This is a genomic window from Mesorhizobium sp. 2RAF21 (assembly GCF_052115345.1).
GTDB classification, from domain to species: Bacteria; Pseudomonadota; Alphaproteobacteria; order Rhizobiales; family Rhizobiaceae; genus Mesorhizobium; species Mesorhizobium terrae.
This window is the reverse complement of the sequence record NZ_JBFRGM010000001.1, coordinates 512,184-535,885: the sequence shown is the minus strand read 5'-3', so window position 1 is coordinate 535,885 and position 23,702 is coordinate 512,184. Positions and strand designations below refer to the sequence as shown.

Genomic DNA, 23,702 nt, shown 5'->3' with positions numbered 1-23,702 from the left:
AGCTGCAGTACGAAATGATCGGCTTCACGTTGAGGCGGCTGCTGCTGCTGCTGCCGGTGTTCTTTGTCGTCTCGCTGGTGGTGTTCTTCATCATTCACCTGGTGCCGGGCGACCCCATCGACAATCTGATGCGCGCCGGCTCGTCTCCCGAGCAGCGCCTTCAGATCGCCGCCAAATACGGCCTCGATCGCAGCCTGGTGGAACAATATTTCACCTGGATGGGCCGGCTCCTGACCGGTGACCTTGGCACATCCATCGTACAGGGTCGCCCGGTCAGCGGATTGATCGCGCAGAACCTACCCTACAGCCTCCAGCTGGGCGGAGCGGCACTGCTGTTCTCGACGCTGACCGGCATCGCCGCCGGCGTCATCGCTGCCAGCTACCAGGGCACGCGCATCGACGACGCCATCACCGGCTTCATCCTGCTCGGCTCGACCGTGCCGAGCTTCTGGCTCGGCCTGCTGCTGATCCTGGTCTTTGCGGTATGGCTCGGCTGGGTTCCCGTCTCCGGCGCCCGCGGCTGGAGCTCGCTCATCCTGCCCGTCATCGCAGCGGGCTTAGGCGGTATCGCGCTGGTGGCCCGGGTGACGCGGATCGCCATGATCGAGACGTCGCGGCAGGATTTCGTCATGCTGCTGCACGCCAAGGGCTTGCCGCCATTCATGATCCAGCTGCGCCACGTCTTGCGCCACGCCATGGTTCCGGTCGTCACCATCCTCGGCCTGCGCATCGGCTGGGTGCTCGGTGGCGCGGTGACCATCGAATATGTCTTCGCCCGTCCCGGCCTCGGCTCACTGCTGATCCGTGCGCTCAACCAGCGCGATTATCCCCTCGTGCAAGGTTGCCTCCTCATGCTTGCCATGGCCGTCATCATCGGCGCCCTGATCGGTGACATCGTTCAGGCCGCCATGGATCCTCGCCAGCGCGAGGCACGGTCATGATGGGCCGTCGCGCACTGGCATTGCTCAAGGCGATCTCCACCTTCAAGGGAGGGATCTCCGGCACATTTCTCCTGCTGCTGGTGGTCGGCGCGCTGTTTGCGCCATGGCTGTCACCATATCCATACGACCAGCAGGACCTCGGGATCATGAACCAGGCTCCGTCGCTGACGCATCTGTTCGGCACAGACGAATTCGGTCGCGACGTGCTGTCGCGGATGATCACCGGCGCGCGCACCTCGCTTTCGGTCAGCATCACGGCGATCGGCATCTCGGTGTTGCTCGGCTTGGTCCTCGGCGCGACCTGCGGCTATTTCGGCGGCGCGTTCGACCGCGCCGTGATGACCGTCGTCGACTTGACCTGGTCGTTCCCCGAAATCCTGATCGCGCTGATGCTGGTGGCGATCATCGGACCGGGACTGGAGGGCGTGGTGATCGCCATCGCCATCGCCTACCTCGCGCAGTTCACCAGGCTGACGCGCACCCAGATCATGTCGCTCAAGAGCGAGACCTATGTGGAGGCAACCGTCAGCCTCGGCGCCGGCCACACGCACATCCTGTTCTCGCATCTGTTGCCGAATGCGCTGGCGCCGGTGCTGGTGGCGGCGATGCTGGCAACCGGCGACGCCATCATCCTCGAGGCGACCCTTGGCTTCTTTGGCCTGGGCGCGCAGCCGCCGACGCCGAGCTGGGGCGCCATGATGAGCTCCGGCACGGCGCAACTGTTCATCGCACCCTGGGTGATCCTGCTGCCCGGTCTGGCGGTGGCGCTGACAGTGGTCTTCCTGAACCTCTTCGGCGACGCGGTGATCGCAGCGCTCGATGTCCGCACCAAGCTCAGGGACGCCTGAAGATGCTGCTGAATTTGGAAATGCTACGGATCAGGTTCGGTGCCTTTTCGCCAGTCGACGAAGTCACGCTGGGCGTCGATCGCGGCGAGATCCTCGGGATCGTGGGGGAATCCGGTTCGGGCAAGTCACTGACCGCAACCGCGATCATGGGTCTGCTGCCGCGCATTGGCGGCCAGGTCGCGGCCGGCAGCATCCGCTTCGATGGCGCCGAGCTCGTCGGCATGCCGGAACGGCAGCTGCGTCGGCTGCGCGGCGGACGCATCGCGCTGATCACGCAAAACCCGATGACCTCGCTCGATTCCATGATGCGGATCGGCCCGCAGATCGATCAGGCAGCTCGGCTGCACCTCGGTCTCGGCCGAAGTGCAGCCCGCGCCAGGAGCCTCGAGCTGATGGCAGACCTGCGCATCCCCGATCCCGCCTCGGTCTACAACCTGTTCCCGCACCAGCTTTCCGGCGGCATGAAGCAGCGCATCGTCATCGCCATGGCGCTTGCAGGCGACCCCGAGCTGTTGATCGCGGACGAGCCAACCACTGCGCTCGACGTCACCGTCCAGGCACAGATCGTACAGATCCTCGTCGACCTCGTGCGGCAGCGAGGGCTGGGGCTGATCCTGATCACCCACGACATGGGCGTCGTTGCTCAGGCCTGCGATCGCGTCGCGGTGATGTATTGCGGCCGGGTGGTCGAGCTGGCGCAGGTCGACGCGCTGTTCCAGCATCCCCGGCACCCCTACACCCAGGCGCTGATCCGCTGCATTCCGCGGCGGGACATGGCGCCGGGAACGATGACCGCCATCCCTGGCATCGTGCCAACAGCGATGACGCAGCCGCGCGGCTGCCGGTTCAACCCGCGTTGCACGCGCGCCGCGGATCGCTGTCGTGTGGAAATCCCCGAGCTTCGCGTCGGTGCAGGCGGCAACGGCGTTGCCTGCCATCTGGCGGAGGCAGCATGAGCGACCTTCTCACTGTCTCCGGGCTGAGCCGTCGTTTCGTCGATGGCGGGCTGTTGCGCAAGCGCAAGGTGTTCCATGCGGTCAGCGACGTTTCCTTCAACCTGAAGCGCGGCCAGATCCTCGGCGTCGTCGGCGAGTCCGGATGCGGCAAGTCCACCCTCGCCCGGCTTGTGCTGCGCCTGATCAGTCCAAGCGACGGCCAGGTCACCTTCGACGGGGTCGACATGGCCTCATTGTCGCGCGCAGATCTGCGCAGCCTGCGCCAGCGCATGCAGCTGGTTTTCCAGGATCCCTATTCGGCAATCGACCCGCGCTATTCGGTCAGGGACGCGTTGCTCGAGCCATTCCGGGTACAAGGGGTGAAAGCGAAGGCGCCCGACGAAACCGTCGCTTCGCTGCTCGACATGGTCGGCCTCAACACCTCACTGGCGCAAAGCTATCCGCACCAGCTTTCCGGCGGTCAGAAGCAGCGCGTCGGCATCGCCCGGGCGCTGGCGCTCAATCCGTCGCTGGTGGTGCTCGACGAGCCGACGGCGTCGCTCGACGTTTCCGTGCAGGCCCAGATCGTTTCGCTGCTGGAGCGGCTGCGCCAGGACCTCGGGCTGACATATCTGTTCATCTCTCACGACCTCGGCCTGGTGCGCTATTTCTGCGACCAGGTGCTGGTCATGTATCTTGGCCGTGTCGTGGAAATGATGCCAAGCGATGCCGAGCCCGCGCATCCCTACACCCGCGCGCTTCTCGACAGCACGTTCGAGCCCGACCCCCGCCAGCGCCGCGCGATCACGCGGCTCTCGGGTGAAGTCCCCAGCGGCTACGACCTGCCGGCCGGGTGCGCCTTCGCCAATCGCTGCCCGCGCGTCTCCGACCTCTGCCGCCGGACGCTGCCGCCGCTCTCGGTGCAAGCGAACGGGCAGCAGGTGGCCTGCCATCATCCGCTCGTCAGTGCGACCGCGGAGACCGCCGAACGCAGATCGGTCGCGTGAGGAAGACAACCATGAGCCACACTGAAGAGCTTGACCGCTACCTGCAGGCGGAGATCGAAAACAGCCAGGTGCCTGGTCTCGGCGTCGCCATCGTCGGCAATGGTGAGATCATCCACCTTGCCGGCTACGGCCTGGCCAATGTCGAGAACAACACCCCGGTCTCCCCCGATACGGTTTTCCATTCCGGCTCGACCGGCAAGATGTTCACCGCAACATCGGTTCTGTTCCTGCTGCAGGATGGCCGCATCGGACTGGACGACCAGATCCTGACCTATATCCCCGAGGGGCCGCAAAGCTGGGTGGGCATCACTATCCGCCATCTGCTTTCGATGATGGCCGGGCTGGGCAATTTCGAGATCGCCTTCGAACCAACCGAGGATCGGGACGGCATCGTTCATTACAATCTTTGGCAGGACCACAGCGACCAGCAGCTGATCAACCTGGCGCGGCGTTCGCCGCTGCTCCACGCCCCGGGCGAAGGCTATCGCTACAGCAACACCGGCTACATGCTTGCCGCCATCATCGTCGCCCGCGTCTCCGGCAAGCCCTACTACGAACTGTTACGCGAACGCCTTTTCGGACCGATAGGCATGGCGACGGCGCGCGACGCATCTTGGTACGACATCGTGCCCAACCGCGCCGCTGGCCACTGCATTCGCGACGGGCGCCTCGAAAACCGCTACTGGGCCGCACCCACCCTGCAGCGCACCGGCGACGGCGGGCTCTATTATTCGCCACGGGACATCGCCCGTTGGCTGCTGGAGCTGGACGATCCCAAGGTGCTGAACCACGATCTCATTGACCTGATGTCCAACCCCGTGCCGATGCGCAATGGCCAGTTTTCGTTCAACAGCTACGGGCTGGGCTGGCAGAACTCCGAACTGCGCGGCCATCGCAAGATCCGGCACGGCGGCACATGGGATGGCTTCCGCGCCGAGATCGCGCGCTTCCCCTCGCGCAAATTGTCGGTCTGTGTTTTCGCCAACACCGATGAAGCCCAGGTTGCACGCATCGCCCAGAAGATCGCGGGCATCATCGATCCCGCGCTTTCTCCATACGAACCGATCCCGGACGACGATGCCGGGCAGACGCAACGAGACCGCGAGCTGCTGCAGGCGATCGTCGAACGCCGCGCACCGCGCCAGGCTTTTGCCGATGAGACATGGCGCCTGTGGAACAATAGCTGGTTCGAGCAGATCGCATCGACGGGAATTGTGGTTGCCGGCAATCCGCTCGAACTCACCCACCATGAAGGGGACGCCGCATCCCATCTGAGGCGCTATCGCATGGGACTGGGCGGTTACTTCCTGCACTGGTCGATCATACGCGGCGGCGACGGCCGTATCGGCGAAATGCGGTTCCACATGGAGTAGCCAGAACCCGGGGCCGCTGCCTGGCCAGTGCGGCAAGGTAGGCCCCACTTCACCCCAACCGTCAAATGCGCGCGCCATCGTCGCGGTGTCACCGAAGCGCACGCGCCCGACCAATCCGAAACGCCCGAAACTGTCCGGAGACATGACAATGAGCTTTCGTGTTCTAACCGCAGAATTCGCACATGAGACCAACACGTTCAGCGTGCGAAAGACCAATTACGAAGCCTTCATGGTCGAGGGCGTGCTGTTCGGCGACGACGCCATCCGCGCCCGGGGCGAGGCGAACACGGAGATCGGAGGCTTCCTCGACATCGGACGGAAATATGGCTGGACGATCCAGCACGTCCTCTCCACCGCCGCCGAGCCGGCGGGGCCGGTGACGCGCGACGCCTTCGACCGCATCGGCGGCGCCATCGTCCAGGCGGCGGTCGAGCGCAAGGGCGAGCTCGACGGCATCCTGCTCGGCCTGCACGGCGCGATGGTCACCGACTTTTCGCCAGACGGCGAAGGCGAATTGCTGGCGCGGTTGCGCGCTGTCGTCGGCCCGAATCTACCTATTGCCGTCACGCTCGACCCGCATGCCAATGTCACCGCCAGAATGTGCGAGCACGCCGACATCCTGATCTCGTTCAAGACCTATCCGCATATCGACATGCGCGACATCGCCCGCCACGCCGGCGAGGTGTTGCAACGCACGATGGCCGGCGAGATTCGCCCAAAAACGCTTCTCGCGCGTCGACCGATGCTGGAGGAGGCCAATGCCGGCCGTACCGACATCGGTCCGATGGTTGAGTGGATCGCCAGGGCACGCGCCCACGAGAAGACATCCGGCGCGCTCGCCGTCAGCATCAACGGCGCCTTCCCCAATGCCGACATCGCCGAAGTCGGCCCGACAGTGCTTGTCACCTATGACGGCGATCCGGCACGCCATCAGGTCTTCGCCGAAGGCATTGCCGACGAAATCTGGGACAACCGTTTCAACGTCCTCAACACCTTCCACACGGTAACGGAGGCTGCCGAGATCGCGCGCGGCTACAGCGGTGACCATCCGCTGATCATCGCCGACTACGCCGACAATCCCGGCGCCGGTGGTTATGGCGATGCGACGGCCCTGCTCGGTGCGTTGCTGGACGCCGGCATCGACAACGCCTGCTTCGGCCCGATCGTCGATCCGGAGACGGCCAACCAACTCCATCGCGCCACCGTCGGAGACACGGTCCAGCTGACACTTGGCGGCAAGACCGATCCGCGTTTCGGCGGCGATCCGCTCGAAGTCACCGGCAAGCTGCTTGTCATCAGCGACGGCAAGCTCATCGGCGACGGCGAACAGCTGGGTGGCCTCGAATTCAGCTTCGGCCCGACGGCCGTGGTGCAGATCGACGGCATTGCAGTGCTTGTCGTCACCGAACCGTCACAGATGCGCGACCTCCAGCAGTTCCGAGCCTTCGGCATCGATCCCGCCCGGCATCGCGTCGTCGGGCTCAAGTCGATGCAGCATTTCCGCGCTGCCTTCGAGCCCATCGCCGGCAAGGTGATCGTCTGCGACAGCGGCGCGCTCTGCACCATGGACTATGCGAGGATGCCCTATCGCAACGTCTCGCGCCCGATCTTCCCACTCGACCGCGACATGGCGCTTTGAACCATGGCGATGACCAGCGATTTTTGGCAATGACACACCACGGCAAAGTCGGTCTCGAACCCATGGTGCCTTCGCTTGACGACGCCCCAGCAAGCGAGCGGCCGATGACGGAGCAGCAGACCTGTCGGGCCGACGTACTCGTGCTCGGCGCCGGCATCATCGGCGTGTCGGTTGCGCTGCACCTACAGCAGCGCGGCCGCTCCGTCATCCTTGTTGACCGTCGCGGCGCCGGCGAGGAAACGAGCTACGGCAATGCCGGCCTGATCGAACGCTCGAGCGTCGTTCCCTACGGCGCGCCGCGCGAACTGACGAAGCTGTTGCGCTACGCATTCAACCGTTCGGCAGACGTACATTTCGACTGGCTTCACCTGCCGCGCATCGCCCCCTGGCTGTGGCGTTTCTGGCGAGAGTCGGCACCGAAGCGCCTGGCGCGCGCCGCAGCCGACATGCGCCCGCTGATCGAGCAATCGGTGATCGAGCACGAAGCACTGATGACAGCGGCAGGCGCATTGCCGCGATTGCGCAAGACCGGCTGGATCGAAGGCTACCGAAGCGAACGCACCTTCGAACAAGCGCGAACCGCCGCCGAAGCCCTGCAACCATTCGGCCTCAACTACGCATTTCTCGACCGGGCAGAACTGAGCCGGCGCGAGCCACATCTCTCCGACACCCTAATGGGCGCTGTTCACTGGCTCGATCCCGCCACCGTCGCTGACCCCGGCGCGCTGGTGAAGGCTTATGCCGAGCACTTCGTCGCCCAAGGCGGCGCGTTCCTGCACGGAGATGCCAGCCGGCTGCGGCGGGACGACAATAAATGGAGCATCGCCACAGAGGATGGACCTATCCAGGCGCGCGAGGTGGTGGTGGCACTCGGGCCCTGGTCCGGCGCGGTCTGCCGTTCGCTCGGCTATACCGTCCCGCTTGCTATGAAGCGCGGCTACCACGTTCATTTCAAAACAGACGCCGACGCATCCCTCAATCATCCCGTCGTCGACGTCGATGCCGGTTTCCTGCTGGCGCCGATGACCCGGGGCATAAGGCTGACCACAGGCGTCGAATTCGCGCCGCGCGACCGGCGGCCGAACCCGGTCCAGCTCGACAATACCGAGCCGCTGGCACGCGAGATCTTCCCGCTCGGCCAGCGCATTGAACCGACCCCCTGGATGGGCTCGCGACCATGCCTGCCCGACATGCGACCAGTGATCGGACGCGGCTTTCGGCACAAAGGGCTGTGGTTCGCCTTCGGCCACAATCATCACGGCCTGACGCTCGGCCCGGTCACCGGACGCCTGCTTGCCGAGATGATGACCGGCACGCCGACATTCACCAATCCGTCCCCCTACGCCCTGGAGCGCTTCGGCTAGCGGCGCCAGGGGTGCTTCCTCGCCGGATTGATGAAGAGACCCGTCTGGAGAGCCGGCGACCGGCAAGATGGCCGCTTGGGCCATCCATCGACAGCGATCGCGGCGTGGTTTCACCGAGTGGAAGCCGCGAGCGTGCAAATTTGCGCGTGGCTGTAGCCCCCATTTCTGGCAGCTAATCGCACGCCTTGTCCAAGACCTGGGCTTACTGATCCAGAATACGTTCACACGGTGATGCGTGAAGTGCCCCTGAAGGATGACGAAATCAGGGTCAGGAGATCAAAGGCAACGCTCGCCAAAGCGGCATCCAAAGGCCCGGTTAAAACCTTACCTGCAGTTTTCTCTGTTTATTGAAGAATGGCGCGCCCGAAGAGATTCGAACTCCTGACCCCCAGATTCGTAGTCTGGTGCTCTATCCAGCTGAGCTACGGGCGCGCAACAGGCCTTGCCTGACGTCGCTACGTTGCCGGTTTTGCCGCCGGCCACGACGCGAGGAGTTCCCTAACGACTCAAATTCCGAAATGCAAGCCAATCGATGGAAAAGTTTTGCCGTCGTCACGACACCTGGCTGGAAAGCGCGTCAGGCCGGGCGCCTGAGGCCACGACGGGCACGGTCGAGACTGACCGGCTGGTCGGGGATGGTTACCGAAAAGACGGTACGGCCGCCGATGCTCTCAAGAAGCTCCAGCCTGCCGCCATGGGCGCGGACGAGTTCCTGCGCGATTGCCAGACCGAGGCCGGTACCGCCGCTGCGCGCCGAGCCACGGAAGGCGACGAACAGGTTTTCGCGCGCCTTGGGCGGTAGCCCCGGACCGGTATCGGTGACCAGGATCTGGCAGACGCCGCCCATGCGCTCGGCCGAGACGGCCAACCGCCGCACCAGGACGCCGTCGGCATCGGTCGCCATGGCCTGGACGGCGTTGCGCGCCAGATTGGTCAGCACGCGGAACAGCTGGTCGGAATCGGCGTCCACCTCGAAACCGGTGTCGACCATGTTTTCGAACTCGATGCCGGCGCCGATGTCGAGCAGGCCATGCACTTCTTCCACCAGTTGATGCAGCCGCAATACGCGGCGGGCCGGCGGCGCCTCTTGGGCGCGACCATAGGCCAGCACACCCTCCGTATAGGAGACGGCGCGGTCCAACGCCCTGAGCAGCTTGGGCGCGAAGGCCTGTACGCTGGCGTCCTTAACCTGGCGCAGGCGGTCGGAAAGGAGCTGCGCGGAAGCCAGAACATTGCGCATGTCGTGGTTGATCTTCGACACGGCGAGGCCGAGATCGGCCAGATGTTTCTGCTCGGCCAGCATCTTTTGCAGCCGTTCCTGCATCTGCGACAGTTCACGCTCGGCGACGCCGATCTCGTCGGCGCGGGCGGCCGGATGGATGATGCGCGACGGGTCGTCAGGAGCCTCCGAGAAGGACAGCATCGAGCGCGTCATGGCGCGCACCGGGCGGATCATGATGCGGTAGACAGCGGCATAGACCAGCATGGCGGAAAACACCGAGATCAGCAGCGCGATCAGGGCGATGTTGCGCGAGAAGGAGAGCATGGCCGCGCGCAGGCGGTAGTCGCGCATGATCAGCTCGAACTCGCGGTTGTTCTCGCCGACCGGGCCGAAGACGCGCAATGTGCGATCGCCGCCGAAGAACAAAGTGTTGAGTGCGCCGGTGAGCTGCGCGACCATGCCGGTATTGGCGACATCGATGTGCTCGTCCACACGCGGCGGCATAGAGGCCACGGCAAGCAGGCGCGAGACGTCGCCGTCGCGCACCGCGATCGCCTTCGCGCCGATTGCCATCAACAGGTCGTCCTGGGCGGTGCGCGAAAGCGAGGCCGGATCGCCTTCGATGAGCACCACTGAAACCGCCGCCGCGGTGTTGAGGCGCTCGCGCAGCCAGCGCATTCGGTAGTCGGCGATCGACGGCAGGAAAATCAGCACTTCGGCCAGAAGCACGAAGATGATCGTGAGCAGGATGAGCTTGGCCGAAAGTCCGCGCGACAGCGGTACGGCGCGCGAGCCGCCGCCATGCGCCGGGCCGGAGCGCGCGCCGCTTTCATTGGTGGAAGGTTCGACGCTCATACGCCCAATGCCGATATGCCCTCGCATGCAAACTAGGCAATTGCGGCATAATTTCCAGTTTGATGACCTGCGGAGCCAAATGACTGGCAATCTTTAGTCTGGCGCCCCGGATTGACTCTGCAAAACCTTGTACATATAAGCCCCGCTCACGCTCGGGCCCTACGACCCGGCGCGGTTTCGGCCGCGCCAAACAAGGCCCGGCCAAGCTCCTGTTACAGAGTGACAGACACAAGAAGGGCCGCACACCGCGGTATTAAAACAAATGAAGCGCACCTACCAACCCTCCAAGCTCGTCCGCAAGCGTCGTCACGGCTTCCGTGCCCGCATGGCCACCAAGGGCGGCCGCGGCGTCGTCGCAGCCCGCCGCAATCGTGGCCGCAAGCGGTTGTCCGCCTGAGCGGACACCACGACCGTTGTCCGCAAACAGCCCAATGGGACAGGCGCCCAAAAGGCTACTGAAACGCTCGGATTTCCTCACCGTCCGGCGCGGCGAAAAGCGGCGTGGGCGGTTTTTCCTCGTCGAAGTGCTTAATCGCGGCGACGGCGAGGCACCGCGCGTCGGCTACACGGTCACCAAGAAAGTCGGCAATGCCGTCGTGCGCAACCGGGTTCGCCGACGGCTGAGAGAAGCGGTGCGCACTTATGCCGCCGCTGACATGGAACGCGGCCATGACTATGTCATCGTGGGGCGCGAGGATGTTCTCGCCGCGCCGTTCGACCAATTGAAGGTCGAGCTTTCCCACCGCATCCACGGAAAACGCTAGCGCGATAGGCCAAGGCTCTCGATGGAAAACAACCGCAACTTCTTCATCACCATCGCGGCTTCGGTGTTGATACTGACGCTGTGGCAGGTGTTCTACATGAACCCCCGCGTCGAACAGCAGCGCGAGACCGCCCGCATCGAAGCGCAGCGCCAAAGCGAGAACAAGCCCGCCGCCGGCACCGCCACGCCGAGCACCCAGGCGCAACAGCCAGGTGCCGTGCCTAACGCGTCTGGCGCCGATGCGACGACGCCCGCCGGGCGCGACCAGGCGCTCGCCGCCAGCCAACGCGTGAAGATCGACACGCCGAGCCTCGAGGGCTCGATCAACCTGACCGGCGGACGGCTGGACGACCTCAAGCTCAAGCACTATCGCCTGACCGTCGACAAGAATTCCCCCGAGATCGAACTGCTCAACCCGTCGGCGCTGCCCACTGGCTATTTCGCCGAGGTGGGTTTCGTCGGCAACGCTCAGACCGGTACCGTTCCGAGCTACGACACGCAGTGGAAGGTCGATGGCAATGCGACCCTGACGCCGACCACCCCCGTCACGCTCACCTATACCAACGACAAGGGGCTGACCTTCAAGCGCACCGTCTCGGTCGACGGCAATTACATGTTCACGCTGTCCGACAGCGTGCAGAACACCGGCTCGGCTCCGATCACCCTGTCGAATTACGGCCGCGTCACCCGCTACGACAAGCCGACCACCGCCTCGGTCTACGTGTTGCATGAGGGGCTGATCGGCGTGACCGGCACGGAGGGCCTGCAGGAGCACAAATACGCGTCCATCGAGAAGGACAAGCAGTATACGCCCAGCAAGTCGACCGATGGCTGGCTCGGCATCACCGACAAATATTGGGCGGTAACGCTGGTGCCCAGCGAGAAGCAGCCGTTCCAGCCGCGCTTCGCCTTCCTGGAAGATGGCGGCCGGCATCGCTATCAAACCGACTATCTGTCCGATCCGATAACCGTTGCTCCCGGCCAGTCGACCACCGTGGAATCGCTGATTTTCGCCGGTGCCAAGGAAGTGGGCACGATCAACGCCTACGAGAAGGACCGCGACATCCGTCGCTTCGATTTGCTGATCGACTGGGGCTGGTTCCACTTCATCACCAAGCCGATGTTCTGGCTGATCGACACGCTCTACAAGTTCTTCGGCAATTTCGGCCTGGCGATCCTGGCCACCACCATCATCGTAAAGGCCTTCTTCTTCCCGCTCGCCAACAAGTCCTACAAGTCGATGGCGAAGATGAAGGTCGTGCAGCCCAAGATGCTGGAAATCCGCGAGAAATTCGCGGACGACAAGATGAAGCAGCAACAGGCGATGATGGAGCTGTACAAGACCGAGAAGATCAACCCGATCGCCGGCTGCTGGCCGGTGCTGATCCAGATCCCGGTGTTCTTCGCGCTCTACAAGGTGCTCTACATCACCATCGAGATGCGGCATGCGCCGTTCTTCGGCTGGATCCAGGATCTGGCTGCGCCGGATCCGACTTCGCTTCTCAACCTGTTCGGCCTGATGCCTTTCGCGACGCCCGCCATGCTGCATATCGGCGTGTGGCCGCTGCTGATGGGCGTGACCATGTTCCTGCAGATGCGGATGAACCCGGCGCCGCCGGATCCGACCCAGGCAGCCATCTTCAACTGGATGCCGGTGATCTTCACCTTCATGATGGCGGGCTTCCCGGCCGGTCTCGTGATCTACTGGGCCTGGAACAATTCGCTGTCGATCCTGCAGCAGGGCGTGATCATGAAGCGGCAGGGCGCCAAGATCGAACTTTGGGACAATCTGGTGAATCTGTTCCGCAAGAAACCGACACCCGCCGAATAACGGCGTCTCAACCATCCTTTGGAAAAGGCCCCGGTTCGTCCGGGGCCTTTTGCCATTCGGCGAAAGATTGGGCTATCCTTGCATTCCCCGCCGCAATCCCGACGGAGTCAACGATGACCGGGCCCAACCCAAATACCAAGCATCCGACGCTGCATCACAACCGGGTCGGCTTCCTGAAGCCGATCGTCAACGCGCCGAATATCGAGATTGGCGACTACACCTATTATGACGATCCCGGCGGGCCGGAAAAATTCGTCGAGACCTGCGTGCTGCATCACTACCCGTTCATTGGCGACAAGCTGATCATCGGCCGCTTCTGCGCCATCACCGAGGGCGCGCGGTTCATCATGAACGGCGCCAATCACGTCATGTCCGGCTTCTCGACTTATCCGTTCAACATCTTCGGCAATGGCTGGGAGAAGGGTTTCGACGTCTCCACCTGGAAGGCGGAACTGCGCGGCGACACTGTGATCGGCAACGATGTGTGGATCGGCATGAACACCGCCATCATGCCCGGCGTGAAGATCGGCGACGGCGCCATCATTGCGGCCAAGTCGGTGGTGACGCGGGACGTACCCGCCTATGCGATCGTTGCCGGCAACAGCGCCAAGGTGGTGAAGATGCGCTTCGACGACGACACCATCGCGCGGCTGCTCAAGATCTCCTGGTGGAACTGGCCAGCCGACAAGATCGGCCGCAATCTCGATGCCATCCGCGGTGCCGACATCAACCGGCTCGAGGCCGCAGCGTGACGGAAGCAGCGATCACCGTGGTCGGCGACGACGCCTTTACCCGGCCGTGGATATTCATCCGCGGTGTGCCGGCCATGAAGTTCCTGCCGCCCGAAGGGCCGCCGGAGATCGCCTTCGCCGGCCGCTCCAATGTCGGCAAATCGTCGCTGATCAATGCGCTGGTCGGACAGAAAGGCCTGGCGCGGACATCCAACACGCCGGGCCGCACGCAGGAGCTCAACTATTTCGTGCCCGACGGGTTTTCGGGAGAGGGCACGGACCTGCCGCCGCTGGCGCTGGTCGACATGCCCGGCTACGGCTATGCGCAGGCGCCGAAGGAACAGGTCGACCAGTGGACGAAGCTGGTGTTCGATTATCTCAAGGGCCGGGTGACGCTGAAGCGCGTCTACGTGCTGATCGATGCACGGCACGGCGTCAAGAAGAACGACGAAGAGGTTCTGACCCTGCTCGACAAGGCGGCGGTCTCCTACCAGATCGTGCTGACCAAGACGGACAAGATCAAGGTGGCCGGCGTGCCGCGCCTGATCGAGGAGACCTTGCTGAAGATCAAGAAACGGCCGGCGGCGTTTCCGGGCGTGCTGGCCACTTCGTCGGAAAAAGCGGCCGGACTGGACGACCTGCGCGAAGCGATCATCCGCGTCGCCAATGGCGGCTGACGGATCAGCCGCCTGCCTTGGCTTGCTCCTGCATCGCGAACAGTTCAGTGCCATAGGCCTTCAGGAACACGTTGACGCCCGACTTCACCACCTGCTCGATCTCGGCTTGCGCGGGTGACTGGCGGCGATAGCCGAAAAGGCGCTGCCTCAGCAGACCGGCAAGGCAAAGCTCAGAAAGCTGGTAGGACGCCAGATCGGGATCGGGGATGTCGAGCAGGCCTCTGGCGACGGCACCTTCAAGAAAGGCCTTGACCTTGGCGTGGCCGTGCAGGGGACCGTTCTCGTAAAAGCGGGCGCCAAGCTCAGGGATGCGTTCGGCGGCGCCGATGACCGTGCGCTGCGCCATCACCACCTTATCGGAAGTGATCTTGAACGAGATCGCCATGCCGAAGCGTTCGAGCGTCGTCCTGAGGTCGTCGTGATGATCGAGTGTTTCGTAGAGGTTCTGGAAGATCTTGCAGCGCTCTTCCTCGACCAGCGCTTCGAACAACTCTTCCTTGTTGGCGAAATAGACGTAGATCGTGCCCTTGGACACGCCTGCCTCGCGGGTGATGTCATTCATCGAGGCGGCGTCGAAACCCTTGTCCATGAAGACGTGCCGGGCACCCTCCATGATCTGTTCGCGCTTGGCCGGGTCCTGCCCGGCGGCCGGCCGGCCGCGGAACAGGTTTTCCTGCGCCTCGCTCGTTGTTTCCTCGGCGTCGATCAGTGCCTCGGTCATCATTCCCTGTCTCGTCAATATTTCGAACCGGTCGGTTCGATTGCCTCTTGATATGCCTCCAAAGCTGGGCTATGTCAACATCGAACCGAACGGTTCAGTTCAATACAAGGTTCAGTACGATGACGTCGCCAACCGAATCGAACACTGCGGAAGTGCATCCGTTTCCCAATGCCAAGGCGGTTCCGCCGACAAAGGAAGCGCCGAGCGCACCGGTGGAAACACCCGTCGAAGCACCCGCGAGGAAGAAGCGTTCGGCACGGTCGCTGCTTTTGCCTATCATCGGAATGGCGCTGCTCGCCGGCGGCGCCTGGTACGGCTATGACTACTGGACCGAAGGCCGTTTCATGATCTCGACCGACGACGCCTATGTGCAGGCCGACATGGCGTTCATCTCGCCGAAGGTCTCCGGCTACATCGACGCGGTCAAGGTCGTTGAAAACCAGCATGTGAAGGCGGGCGATCCGCTGTTCGTCGTCGACGGCGGCGACTATCGCATCGCGGTCGACCAGGCCGCGGCACAGATCGCCACGCTGGACAAGACGCTGGCGCGCATCGACACCCAGATCATCGCGTCGCGCGCCGCCCTGCAGCAGGCCGAAGCGCAAAAAGCCTCGGCGCAGGCCACGGCAACAAATGCGCAGCGCACCCAGGATCGCACGGCGCAGCTTCTGAAGACGCATGTCGCCACCCAGGCACAGCTCGATGACGCGCAGACCGCGGTCGACCAGGCAAACGCGGCGCTTGCCGCTGCGGTGGCGCAGATCACCGCAGCACAGGCCAATATCGGCGTACTGGAAGCCCAGCGCGCGGAATCCGCCAGTACGCAGGCATCGCTACACCTGACCAAGGACAAGGCCGAACGCGACCTCGGCTTCACCGTGATGCGCGCGCCTTATGACGGCGTCGTCGGCAACCGTTCGGTGGAACAGGGCGATCTCGTCAGCCCCGGCCAGAAGCTTGCCGTCATCGTTCCGATGAACAAGCTCTATGTCGTCGCCAACTTCAAGGAAACCCAGCTGGCGCGGCTGGTTCCGGGGGAGAAGGTGCGTATTGCGGTCGACGCGATACACAACGAGACCCTCGAAGGTACCGTTTCCTCGCTGGCGCCCGCCTCCGGCGCGGTCTACTCGCTGCTGCCCCCGGAAAACGCCACCGGCAACTTCACCAAGGTGGTACAGCGCGTCCCGGTGCGTATCGACGTCTCCTCCGAGGCGCTGGCTACAGGCAAGCTGCGTGCGGGCCTGAGCGTCATCGTCGACGTCGACAGCCGCACCGCGCCTAACGCGGCGGCCAACTAGGCGGGAGCGCCGAAATGTCGAGCATCGACGCAGTCGCCGGGGCAAAGCCCGTCGATCACATCGATCCACGGCGCATGATCGCCTTCCTGGCGATGGTGTTCGGCATGTTCATGGCGATCCTGGACATCCAGATCGTCTCGGCATCGCTGGCGGAAATCCAGGCCGGCCTGTCCGCGAGTTCCGACGAGATCCCCTGGGTACAGACCTCTTACCTGATCGCCGAGGTCATCATGATCCCGCTGTCGGGTTTCCTGAGCCGCATGCTGTCGACGCGCGTGCTGTTCACGGTTTCAGCCGCTGGTTTCACCGCCGCCAGCGCGCTCGCAGCCACCGCCACCAATATCGACCAGATGATCGTCTATCGGGCGATCCAGGGCTTCATTGGCGGCGGGATGATCCCGTCGGTTTTCGCGGCCGCCTTCACCATCTTCCCGCCGTCGCGCCGCGCCATCGTCTCGCCGATGATCGGCCTGGTCGCCACGCTGGCGCCGACCATCGGCCCGACCGTTGGCGGCTATATCAGCCACGCCATGTCCTGGCATTGGCTGTTCCTGATCAATGTCGTTCCCGGCATCCTGGTTGCGACGGCCGCCTGGACGCTGATCGACTTCGACAAGCCCGACCATAGCCTGTTGAAGAAATTCGACTGGTGGGGACTGGCCGGCATGGCCGCCTTCCTCGGCTCGCTCGAATATGTGCTGGAGGAAGGACCGAACCACGACTGGCTGCAGGAACAGTCGGTGTTCATCTTCGCCATCATCATGACGGTCGGCGCGATCGTGTTTTTCTGGCGAGTGTTCACGGTGGAGGAGCCGATCGTCGATCTGCGCGCCTTCACCAACATCAATTTCGCCTTCGGCTCTATCTTCTCCTTCGTCATGGGCATCGGCCTCTACGGGCTCACCTATCTCTATCCGATCTATCTCGGCCGTATCCGCGGCTACGATTCCATGATGATCGGCGAAGCGCTGTTCGTCTCCGGCCTGGCCATGTTCTTCACGGCACCGATCTCCGGCATCCTGTCGAACAAGATCGATCCACGCGTCATGATTGCGGTCGGCTTCGTCGGGTTCGCCGCCGGCACCTGGCAGATGACCCACCTCACCGCCGACTGGGATTTCTGGGAGTTGTTCGTGCCCCAGATCCTGCGCGGCGCATCGATGATGCTGTGCATGGTGGCGATCAACAACATCGCGCTTGGCACTTTGCCGCCGTCGCGGCTCAAGAACGCTTCCGGCCTGTTCAACCTGACCCGCAATCTCGGCGGCGCCGTCGGGCTCGCCATCATCAACACCACGCTGATCGACCGCAACGCCTTCCACTATGCGCGGCTGTCGGAACATGTGCAGTGGGGCAGCGAGGCCGCGCAGGAAAAGCTGCGCAACATGACGCTGAACTTCCAGACGCGGAATGGGCTCGACGCGCACAGCGCCGCGCTCTCCAAACTTTCTGGCATGGTGCATCAGCAAGCGGCGCTGCTGTCCTTCATGGACGTGTTCTACATGCTGACCGTGCTGTTCGTTTCGCTTGCGGTCTTCGTCATGTTCATCAAGCGCCCGCCAGCAGCAGCGGGTGGCGGCGGCAGCGGCCACTGACCATCCCGAAAAGTGGCCGCGTCAGGCTGTCGCCGGCTTGAAGGTCAAGGCAACCCCATTGATGCAATGGCGCTTGCCTGTGGGCGGCGGACCGTCGTCGAAGATATGGCCGAGATGGCCGCCGCAGCGGCGGCAATGGCATTCCACCCGCACCATGCCGAGTGTTTTGTCCTCGCGCGTGCCGATGGCATTGGGCATCGCTTCCCAGAAACTCGGCCAGCCAGTGCCGGAATCGAATTTGGTGTCGGACGCGTAAAGCGGTAGCGCGCAGCCCGCACAAGCGAACACCCCCTTGCGGTGTTCGTCCAGCAACGGGCTGGTGCCTGGATATTCGGTGCCCTCCTGGCGCAACACGGAGTATTGCTCCGGGTTCAGTACAGCTTTCCACTCGGCATCGGTCTTCTGGACCTCGAACGTCTCGGCCCTTGCCGGCTGGCTGACACCAAGACGCGCCAGCGCCCAGGCACCGGCGCCGAGTGCCGCCGCGCAGGCCGTGCCGAGAAGAAAATCACGCCGTTCCATGAACGTCATCCTTTCCTGGATAGTGCCCCGTTCGGCACTCGAGATGAAATCACGTGCGCTTGATATGTCGTAGTGCCGATGCAAGGCGGCCGCGCGTCAGTCTGGGAGGACCAACGCACGGCCGCTGCATCCTTTCTCAGGTGTATTCGCCGGAAACCGGCGCGTAGTTACATCTTGGGAAGGAGAACCTTGTCGATCACGTGAATGACGCCATTCGACTGCTTCACGTCAGCAATCGTGACATGCGCGACATTGCCGCCCTCGTCGGTGACCGTGACCTTGCCGCCCTTGTCCTTCAACGTCAGCTCACATCCGCCCACGGTCTTGACCTTGTGCGCGCCACCGTCCGCCTTGACCATCTTGGCGACTTCGGCCGACATCGCCTTGGCTGCCACCACATGGCAGGTCAGGATCTTGGTGAGCTTGTCCTTGTTCTCGGGTTTCAGCAGCGTCTCGACCGTGCCCTTGGGCAATGCGGCGAAGGCTTCGTTGGTCGGCGCGAAGACCGTGAACGGTCCCTTGCCTTGCAGCGTATCGACCAGACCGGCGGCTTTCACGGCCGCAACCAGGGTCGTGTGGTCCTTCGAATTCACGGCATTCTCGATGATGTTCTTCTCCGCATACATCGGCGCGCCGCCGACCATGGGGTTCTTGGCGTAAGCGATACCGGTCATGGCGGATATGGCAACGGTGCTGGCGAATAGAAGCTTGGTGATCTTGCGCATTGCTCTGTCTCCTCAATTTTCGTTCCCGTTTCTGGGACGTGAGGAGATACGGGACATGCGCTTGCGAAGTTTCAGCCGACGATTTTTTTCGCGGCACCTTCCAAACTGCGGTCAGATGTTTCTCAGATCGCCAGCCGCGACGACCGGGCCTGTCGGCTGGCCGGTCGGCGAGCCGCCGGCCGGTTCGAGACTGATGGCCAGCACCGCGCCCAGCGCCAGTTTCCCACGCACGGCCGCTGGAGGAACCAGCCGCGCCGTGGCGCCGGCGGGAATGACACCGACCGATATGGGGGCGTTCTTGCCCTCGATCAGCCAAAGTTCGAAATCCTTGCCTTCGGCTTTTTCGCCGGCAAGGCGAGACAGGCGCACCTCGTCGCGGGCGCTGTCGTAGACAGCGACATACCTGATATTGCTGCCATCCGCGGCGAGCGACGCGACAAGTCCGGCCTGCGGCGTCGTGACGGGTGCGCCGACATATGGCGCGACAACGACCACCGCCAACGCCACCACGGCTGCGGCAGCCAGACCGCGCCAGAAGGCAAGGTTCGACCATAGGCCTGCCCTGTTCTGGGACTTTTGCGCTGTTCCGGTCTCGAACAGCCGGCGGTCGATCGCCACCTTCACCGAAGCCGGCACCTCGGCCTCCGCGTAGTCCGCGGCCAGCGGCGACAAGCGCGCCTCCCAGGCATCGATCAACCGCGCAAAGGCCGGGTCGCTGTCGGCGCGGCGCGCCGCCGCCTCACGTTCGTTCAACGAAAGCACGCCGAGCACATATTCGGCGGCGATGGCGTCATCGTCGCGCTCGGGTCCGGTATGGTCGCTTGCCGTCATCTCTCCAGACATTCCCGCAATCTGATCAAGCTGCGCCTCAGCCAGGTGCGCATCGTGTTGAGCGGAACGCCGTGGCGTTCCGCAAGTTCGGCATAACTCTCCCCCTTGAGGTAGGCGCCGCGGACAGCAGCCGCCCGGTCCTGTTCCAGTTCGTCGAGGCAACGATGGATACGGCCGGCCTCGCCGCCGGCGATTACCATTGCCTCCGGCCCCGGCGTCGGATCGGCCACGTCGAGTGCTGCGTCGATATCGGCCGCCGGCCGACGACGCGCCCTGATACGATCGATCGCATGGTTGCGTGCCACCGCAACCAGCCAGGAGATCGGGCTGAGTTCCGAAATGGCGAAACGGTCGGCCTTCGTCCATATCTTGACGAACACCTCCTGCAACGCCTCCTCAGCCTCGCTCCGGTCAGTCAAAATACGCAGACACACGCCGAAAAGTTTCGCGCTCGTCTGCCGGTAGAGCAGGTCGAACGCGGTTCGATCCCTCAGCGAGGTCCGGACGATCAGTTTGGCGATGTCCTCTGGCGTCATCGCTGCCAGACTATGACGGCGATCGCACCTTGCCTAGCGTCACCACCGCGCCATTCCAGCCTCGATTGCCAAGGCATTGGTAGCCCGATAGCTTTTCAGATCAGTCTGGGAGGGCGGTATGTCGGTTGAACGGATCCTTTGGGAGAACGACGCGACAGGCGTCGCGGAACTGGTCCACAAAGGCGACGTCTCGCCGCTTGAATTGGCGGATGCCGCGATTGCCCGCGCCGAGGCAACCCGCACCGAGCTCAACGCCATTGCCGAACCGCTCTACGACGCGGCGCGCCTGAGAGCCAAGGCCGTCGACCGGACGCTGCCGCTGGCAGGAGTGCCTTTCGCCATCAAGGATCTCGGCATCGCCCAAAAAGGTGTGCCGACGCATGGCGGCAGCAGGGTCCCCGCCTTCGTGCCCGATTTCAATTCGGTGCTCACCGAGCGCTATCTCGCGGCCGGTCTCAACCCGGTCGTCACCAGCACCACGCCGGAATACGGCTTAAGACTCATGACGGAATCGGCCGCCTTCGGCGTCACCCGCAGCCCGTGGAACAGTGGCCACACGACCGGCGGCTCGTCCGGCGGCGCCTCGGCTCTGGTGTCGGGCGGTGTCGTGCCGGTGGCGCATGCCTCGGACGGCGGCGGCTCGATCCGCGTGCCTTCCGCCTGCACCGGGCTGGTCGGGTTGAAGACCTCGCGCGGTCGGGTACCACTGTCGCCCCTGGTCTCCGAAAGCTGGTACGGTTTTGTCGTCGACCATGCCGTGACCCGCTCGGTGCGTGACAGCGCGCTGCTACTCGACCTCACCCATGGTCCGGACACGCTGGCGCCCTATGCGGCCCGTTCGCCGCGCGGGCCATTCGCAGCCGCCGCGGCGCGCGATCCCGGCAAGCTCAAGCTTGCCGTCTACCGACAATCGCCGCTCGGCCTGCCGATTTCGGCGGAAACGCTGCGGGCGCTGGACACGGCCGTCGCCATCGCCCGCGAAGGCGGCCACGACGTCGAAGACATCGACCTGCCGATGCTCGACAGGAATTTCGTCGCCGGCTTCGCCAAATGCGTCTCTTCGGCGGTCGCCGGCACATTGCGGATGGAAGCGAAACGCCACGGCCGACCGGTGGCCGCCGATGTCGAGCGCGCCACCCGTGTGCTCGGACGGTACGGCGAACTGATGTCCGGCGGCGAGACCTATGCGATCCTGGAACGTCTGCATGCCACCTCGCGGCAGCTGATTTCGGCCACCGCCGGTTTCGATGCCGTATTCATGCCGATCATCGCCCACCCACCACTCGCTTGCGGGGCGATGAACCCGAAAGGCGTCGACGCGTTGATCGAGGACCTCTTGGACAAGTTGCGCCTGACCTGGCTGCTCAAAAATCCCGGCTTCTTTTCGCAGCTTCTGGACAAGAGCCTGTGGTTCACCCACTGGCCGGCGATCCAGAACGTGACCGGGCAGCCGTCCATCGCACTGCCGGTTTATGTCACCGAAGGTGGCCTGCCGCTCGGCATCCAGGCTGCCGGCCGCCCCGGCGACGAGGGGACATTGCTGTCGTTGGCGGCGCAGATGGAAAAGATTTCAGGCTGGACCAAGCGTCGCGCACCGTTGCGCGTGCCGCAATGAGGGTCAGCCGTCGCGCCTGAATGTTCCGAAGTGAAAGTGCTGCACGGCGCCCCATGGCGTGACATGGTCGTAGCGACGGCTGTCGATGAGCTGAAAACCGGTCCCTAATTTCGCGCCGAGCGATGCCGCGTCGTAGCGCTGCACGGTCAGACCGCTGCACTTTTCCGGGCCATCCGGCGCGAAGGTGCCAATGATCGCGTGGCCACCCTTACGCAGCGCCAAACGCAGCCGGTCCGCATAGGCGGCCTGCTGCTTTTCCTCGACGAGGAAATGAAAAGCCGCGCGATCGTGCCAGACGTCGTAGGAGCGCGTCGGGCGCCACTGCGTAACATCGGCAACGATCCAGTCGACATCGCTAGCCGCCGCGCCAATGCGGGCCTGCGCTGCCGCGAGCGAGGCCAGCGAGATATCGAGCACTGAAAGATCGCGGTAGCCCAGTGCGAGGAGGCTGTCCGTAAGGATCGACGCCCCACCGCCGATGTCGACGATGCCGGCGTCAGGTGTGGCGCCGACCAGGTGCAACAGGTCCAGCGAAGGCGCCGGCGTTTCCTGATACCAGCTGACCGCGGTTGTCGCCTTGCTGGAATAGACGCCCTGCCAATGCGCTACCGGGTCGAACTCCGCCATCATGACACCTTGTTGACTGTTTCACCGCTGTTCACGAACAGATGACGTCACCGAAGCGTCAAAACAAGGTTGGGTCGGCGCGTATCGATTGCTCCTCCTGGTGTTTCCCGCTAAGACCTCGCCGTCTTTTCCAGTCAGCCGGGAAATTTGCCATGACGGACATCCCCGCCAATGCCGAGATGCAGGCCGCGCTGCTCTCGCGGGCGCTGCCCTATATGCAGCGTTACGAGCACAAGACGGTGGTGGTGAAGTATGGCGGCCACGCCATGGGCGACATCGAACTGGGCAAGGCCTTCGCCCGCGACATCGCGCTTTTGAAGCAGTCTGGCGTCAACCCGATCGTGGTGCATGGCGGCGGTCCGCAGATTGCGGCGATGCTGTCCAAGATGGGGATCGAATCGCGCTTCGAAGGCGGCCTGCGCGTCACCGACGAAAAGACGGTCGAAATCGTCGAGATGGTGCTGGCCGGCTCGATCAACAAAGAGATCGTCGCCCTCATCAATGCCGAAGGCGAGTGGGCGATCGGCCTGTGCGGCAAGGACGGCAACATGGTGTTTGCCCAAAAGGCACACAAGACCGTCAAGGACCCCGATTCCAATATCGAGCGGGTGCTCGATCTCGGCTTCGTCGGCGAGCCGGTGGAGGTAGACCGCAGGCTGCTCGATCTCCTGGCACGCTCGGAGATGATCCCGGTTCTGGCGCCGGTCGCGCCCGGCCGCGATGGCCATACCTACAACATCAACGCCGACACTTTCGCCGGCGCCATCGCCGGCGCCTTGAAGGCCTCGCGCCTGCTGTTCCTCACTGATGTGCCCGGCGTGCTCGACAAGAACAAGAAGCTGATCGACGAGCTGACGGTAGCGGAAGCCAAGGCCTTGATCGCCGACGGCACGGTGTCGGGCGGCATGATCCCCAAGGTGGAAACCTGCATCGAGGCCATCGAGCGCGGTGTGGAGGGCGTCGTGATCCTCAACGGCAAGACACCGCATTCGGTTCTGCTCGAGCTGTTCACCGAGCATGGCGCCGGCACGTTGATCGTGCCGTAA

Annotated in this window: 23 protein-coding genes and 1 tRNA gene; 16 read left to right on the top strand and 8 right to left on the bottom strand. The window is 63.7% G+C overall.

Features of this window, described 5'->3' with window-relative positions; translation table 11 throughout:
- Positions 1-14 precede the first annotated feature (14 nt).
- The 7 genes from AB4136_RS02710 (at position 15) to AB4136_RS02680 (ending at position 8,107) form a co-directional block, all read left to right on the top strand.
- Positions 15-941, top strand: coding sequence for an ABC transporter permease (locus AB4136_RS02710; protein WP_024923422.1), 927 nt, complete (start codon positions 15-17; stop codon positions 939-941).
- Complete coding sequence (locus AB4136_RS02705; protein WP_036254962.1) at positions 938-1,789, top strand: ABC transporter permease; 852 nt, start codon at positions 938-940, stop codon at positions 1,787-1,789. The genes AB4136_RS02710 and AB4136_RS02705 overlap by 4 nt, the downstream gene beginning before the upstream one ends.
- A 2-nt stretch (positions 1,790-1,791) precedes the next feature.
- Positions 1,792-2,745 carry an ABC transporter ATP-binding protein gene (locus AB4136_RS02700; protein WP_024923420.1) on the top strand — a complete coding sequence of 318 codons (954 nt, stop codon included), beginning with the start codon at positions 1,792-1,794 and terminating at the stop codon, positions 2,743-2,745.
- Positions 2,742-3,731, top strand: coding sequence for an ABC transporter ATP-binding protein (locus AB4136_RS02695; protein WP_024923419.1), 990 nt, complete (start codon positions 2,742-2,744; stop codon positions 3,729-3,731). The genes AB4136_RS02700 and AB4136_RS02695 overlap by 4 nt, the downstream gene beginning before the upstream one ends.
- 11 nt (positions 3,732-3,742) lie before the next feature.
- On the top strand, positions 3,743-5,104 hold the full coding sequence (locus tag AB4136_RS02690; protein ID WP_024923418.1) for a serine hydrolase domain-containing protein: 1,362 nt from the start codon (positions 3,743-3,745) through the stop codon (positions 5,102-5,104).
- 148 nt (positions 5,105-5,252) lie between these two features.
- Positions 5,253-6,743, top strand: coding sequence for a M81 family metallopeptidase (locus AB4136_RS02685; protein WP_024923417.1), 1,491 nt, complete (start codon positions 5,253-5,255; stop codon positions 6,741-6,743).
- A 104-nt stretch (positions 6,744-6,847) separates the two neighbouring features.
- The gene (locus tag AB4136_RS02680) at positions 6,848-8,107 is read left to right on the top strand and encodes an NAD(P)/FAD-dependent oxidoreductase (RefSeq protein ID WP_024923416.1); all 1,260 of its coding nucleotides are present in this window, start codon (positions 6,848-6,850) and stop codon (positions 8,105-8,107) included.
- Between the two features lie 355 nt (positions 8,108-8,462).
- Here AB4136_RS02680 and AB4136_RS02675 read toward each other — a convergent pair.
- Together AB4136_RS02675 and AB4136_RS02670 are read right to left on the bottom strand one after the other, a co-directional pair.
- A tRNA-Arg gene (locus AB4136_RS02675) sits at positions 8,463-8,539 on the bottom strand.
- A 145-nt stretch (positions 8,540-8,684) separates the two neighbouring features.
- Entirely contained in the window at positions 8,685-10,184 is a 1,500-nt protein-coding gene (locus tag AB4136_RS02670) for a sensor histidine kinase (RefSeq protein ID WP_024923415.1), read from the bottom strand.
- A gap of 262 nt (positions 10,185-10,446) precedes the next feature.
- Between AB4136_RS02670 and rpmH the strand changes: the two genes are divergently transcribed.
- From rpmH to yihA, 5 genes are all read left to right on the top strand, one after another.
- Complete coding sequence (rpmH, locus tag AB4136_RS02665; protein WP_008833937.1) at positions 10,447-10,581, top strand: 50S ribosomal protein L34; 135 nt, start codon at positions 10,447-10,449, stop codon at positions 10,579-10,581.
- Positions 10,582-10,615: 34 nt separating this feature from the next.
- Positions 10,616-10,948, top strand: coding sequence for a ribonuclease P protein component (gene rnpA / locus AB4136_RS02660; protein WP_036254965.1), 333 nt, complete (start codon positions 10,616-10,618; stop codon positions 10,946-10,948).
- A gap of 21 nt (positions 10,949-10,969) precedes the next feature.
- Complete coding sequence (gene yidC, locus AB4136_RS02655) at positions 10,970-12,778, top strand: membrane protein insertase YidC (protein WP_024923413.1); 1,809 nt, start codon at positions 10,970-10,972, stop codon at positions 12,776-12,778.
- 113 nt (positions 12,779-12,891) lie between these two features.
- Entirely contained in the window at positions 12,892-13,530 is a 639-nt protein-coding gene (locus tag AB4136_RS02650) for a CatB-related O-acetyltransferase (RefSeq protein WP_024923412.1), read from the top strand.
- A complete protein-coding gene (gene yihA, locus AB4136_RS02645) occupies positions 13,527-14,186 on the top strand; it encodes a ribosome biogenesis GTP-binding protein YihA/YsxC (protein ID WP_081766834.1) in 660 nt (219 codons plus the stop codon). The genes AB4136_RS02650 and yihA overlap by 4 nt, the downstream gene beginning before the upstream one ends.
- Positions 14,187-14,190: 4 nt before the next feature.
- Here yihA and AB4136_RS02640 read toward each other — a convergent pair whose 3' ends face one another.
- Positions 14,191-14,907: a TetR/AcrR family transcriptional regulator gene (locus AB4136_RS02640; RefSeq protein ID WP_024923410.1), complete on the bottom strand. Its 717-nt coding sequence runs from the start codon at positions 14,905-14,907 to the stop codon at positions 14,191-14,193.
- A gap of 119 nt (positions 14,908-15,026) precedes the next feature.
- Here AB4136_RS02640 and AB4136_RS02635 point away from each other — a divergent pair, with 119 nt between their 5' ends.
- Positions 15,027-16,205 carry an HlyD family secretion protein gene (locus AB4136_RS02635; protein ID WP_024923409.1) on the top strand — a complete coding sequence of 393 codons (1,179 nt, stop codon included), beginning with the start codon at positions 15,027-15,029 and terminating at the stop codon, positions 16,203-16,205.
- A gap of 14 nt (positions 16,206-16,219) precedes the next feature.
- Positions 16,220-17,800: a DHA2 family efflux MFS transporter permease subunit gene (locus AB4136_RS02630; protein ID WP_024923408.1), complete on the top strand. Its 1,581-nt coding sequence runs from the start codon at positions 16,220-16,222 to the stop codon at positions 17,798-17,800.
- 21 nt (positions 17,801-17,821) lie between these two features.
- On the opposite strand, the gene msrB is transcribed toward AB4136_RS02630, so the two are convergent.
- The 4 genes from msrB to AB4136_RS02610 all read right to left on the bottom strand — a co-directional run bounded on the left by msrB (position 17,822) and on the right by AB4136_RS02610 (position 20,414).
- Positions 17,822-18,322, bottom strand: coding sequence for a peptide-methionine (R)-S-oxide reductase MsrB (gene msrB, locus AB4136_RS02625; protein ID WP_024923407.1), 501 nt, complete (start codon positions 18,320-18,322; stop codon positions 17,822-17,824).
- A 167-nt stretch (positions 18,323-18,489) separates the two neighbouring features.
- Positions 18,490-19,047 (bottom strand): fasciclin domain-containing protein, encoded by a 558-nt coding sequence (locus tag AB4136_RS02620; protein ID WP_065998127.1) that lies wholly within the window; start codon positions 19,045-19,047, stop codon positions 18,490-18,492.
- Between the two features lie 111 nt (positions 19,048-19,158).
- A complete protein-coding gene (locus AB4136_RS02615; RefSeq protein WP_024923405.1) occupies positions 19,159-19,878 on the bottom strand; it encodes an anti-sigma factor in 720 nt (239 codons plus the stop codon).
- On the bottom strand, positions 19,875-20,414 hold the full coding sequence (locus AB4136_RS02610) for a sigma-70 family RNA polymerase sigma factor (RefSeq protein WP_024923404.1): 540 nt from the start codon (positions 20,412-20,414) through the stop codon (positions 19,875-19,877). Before AB4136_RS02610 ends, AB4136_RS02615 begins: the two co-directional genes overlap by 4 nt.
- Positions 20,415-20,532: 118 nt before the next feature.
- On the opposite strand from AB4136_RS02610, the gene AB4136_RS02605 reads away from it, so the two are divergent.
- Positions 20,533-22,029, top strand: a complete 1,497-nt coding sequence (locus tag AB4136_RS02605; RefSeq protein ID WP_024923403.1) for an amidase — start codon at positions 20,533-20,535, stop codon at positions 22,027-22,029.
- 3 nt (positions 22,030-22,032) lie between these two features.
- Here AB4136_RS02605 and AB4136_RS02600 read toward each other — a convergent pair whose 3' ends face one another.
- Entirely contained in the window at positions 22,033-22,656 is a 624-nt protein-coding gene (locus AB4136_RS02600) for a methyltransferase domain-containing protein (protein WP_024923402.1), read from the bottom strand.
- A 152-nt stretch (positions 22,657-22,808) separates the two neighbouring features.
- Here AB4136_RS02600 and argB point away from each other — a divergent pair, with 152 nt between their 5' ends.
- The gene (argB, locus tag AB4136_RS02595; RefSeq protein WP_024923401.1) at positions 22,809-23,702 is read left to right on the top strand and encodes an acetylglutamate kinase; all 894 of its coding nucleotides are present in this window, start codon (positions 22,809-22,811) and stop codon (positions 23,700-23,702) included.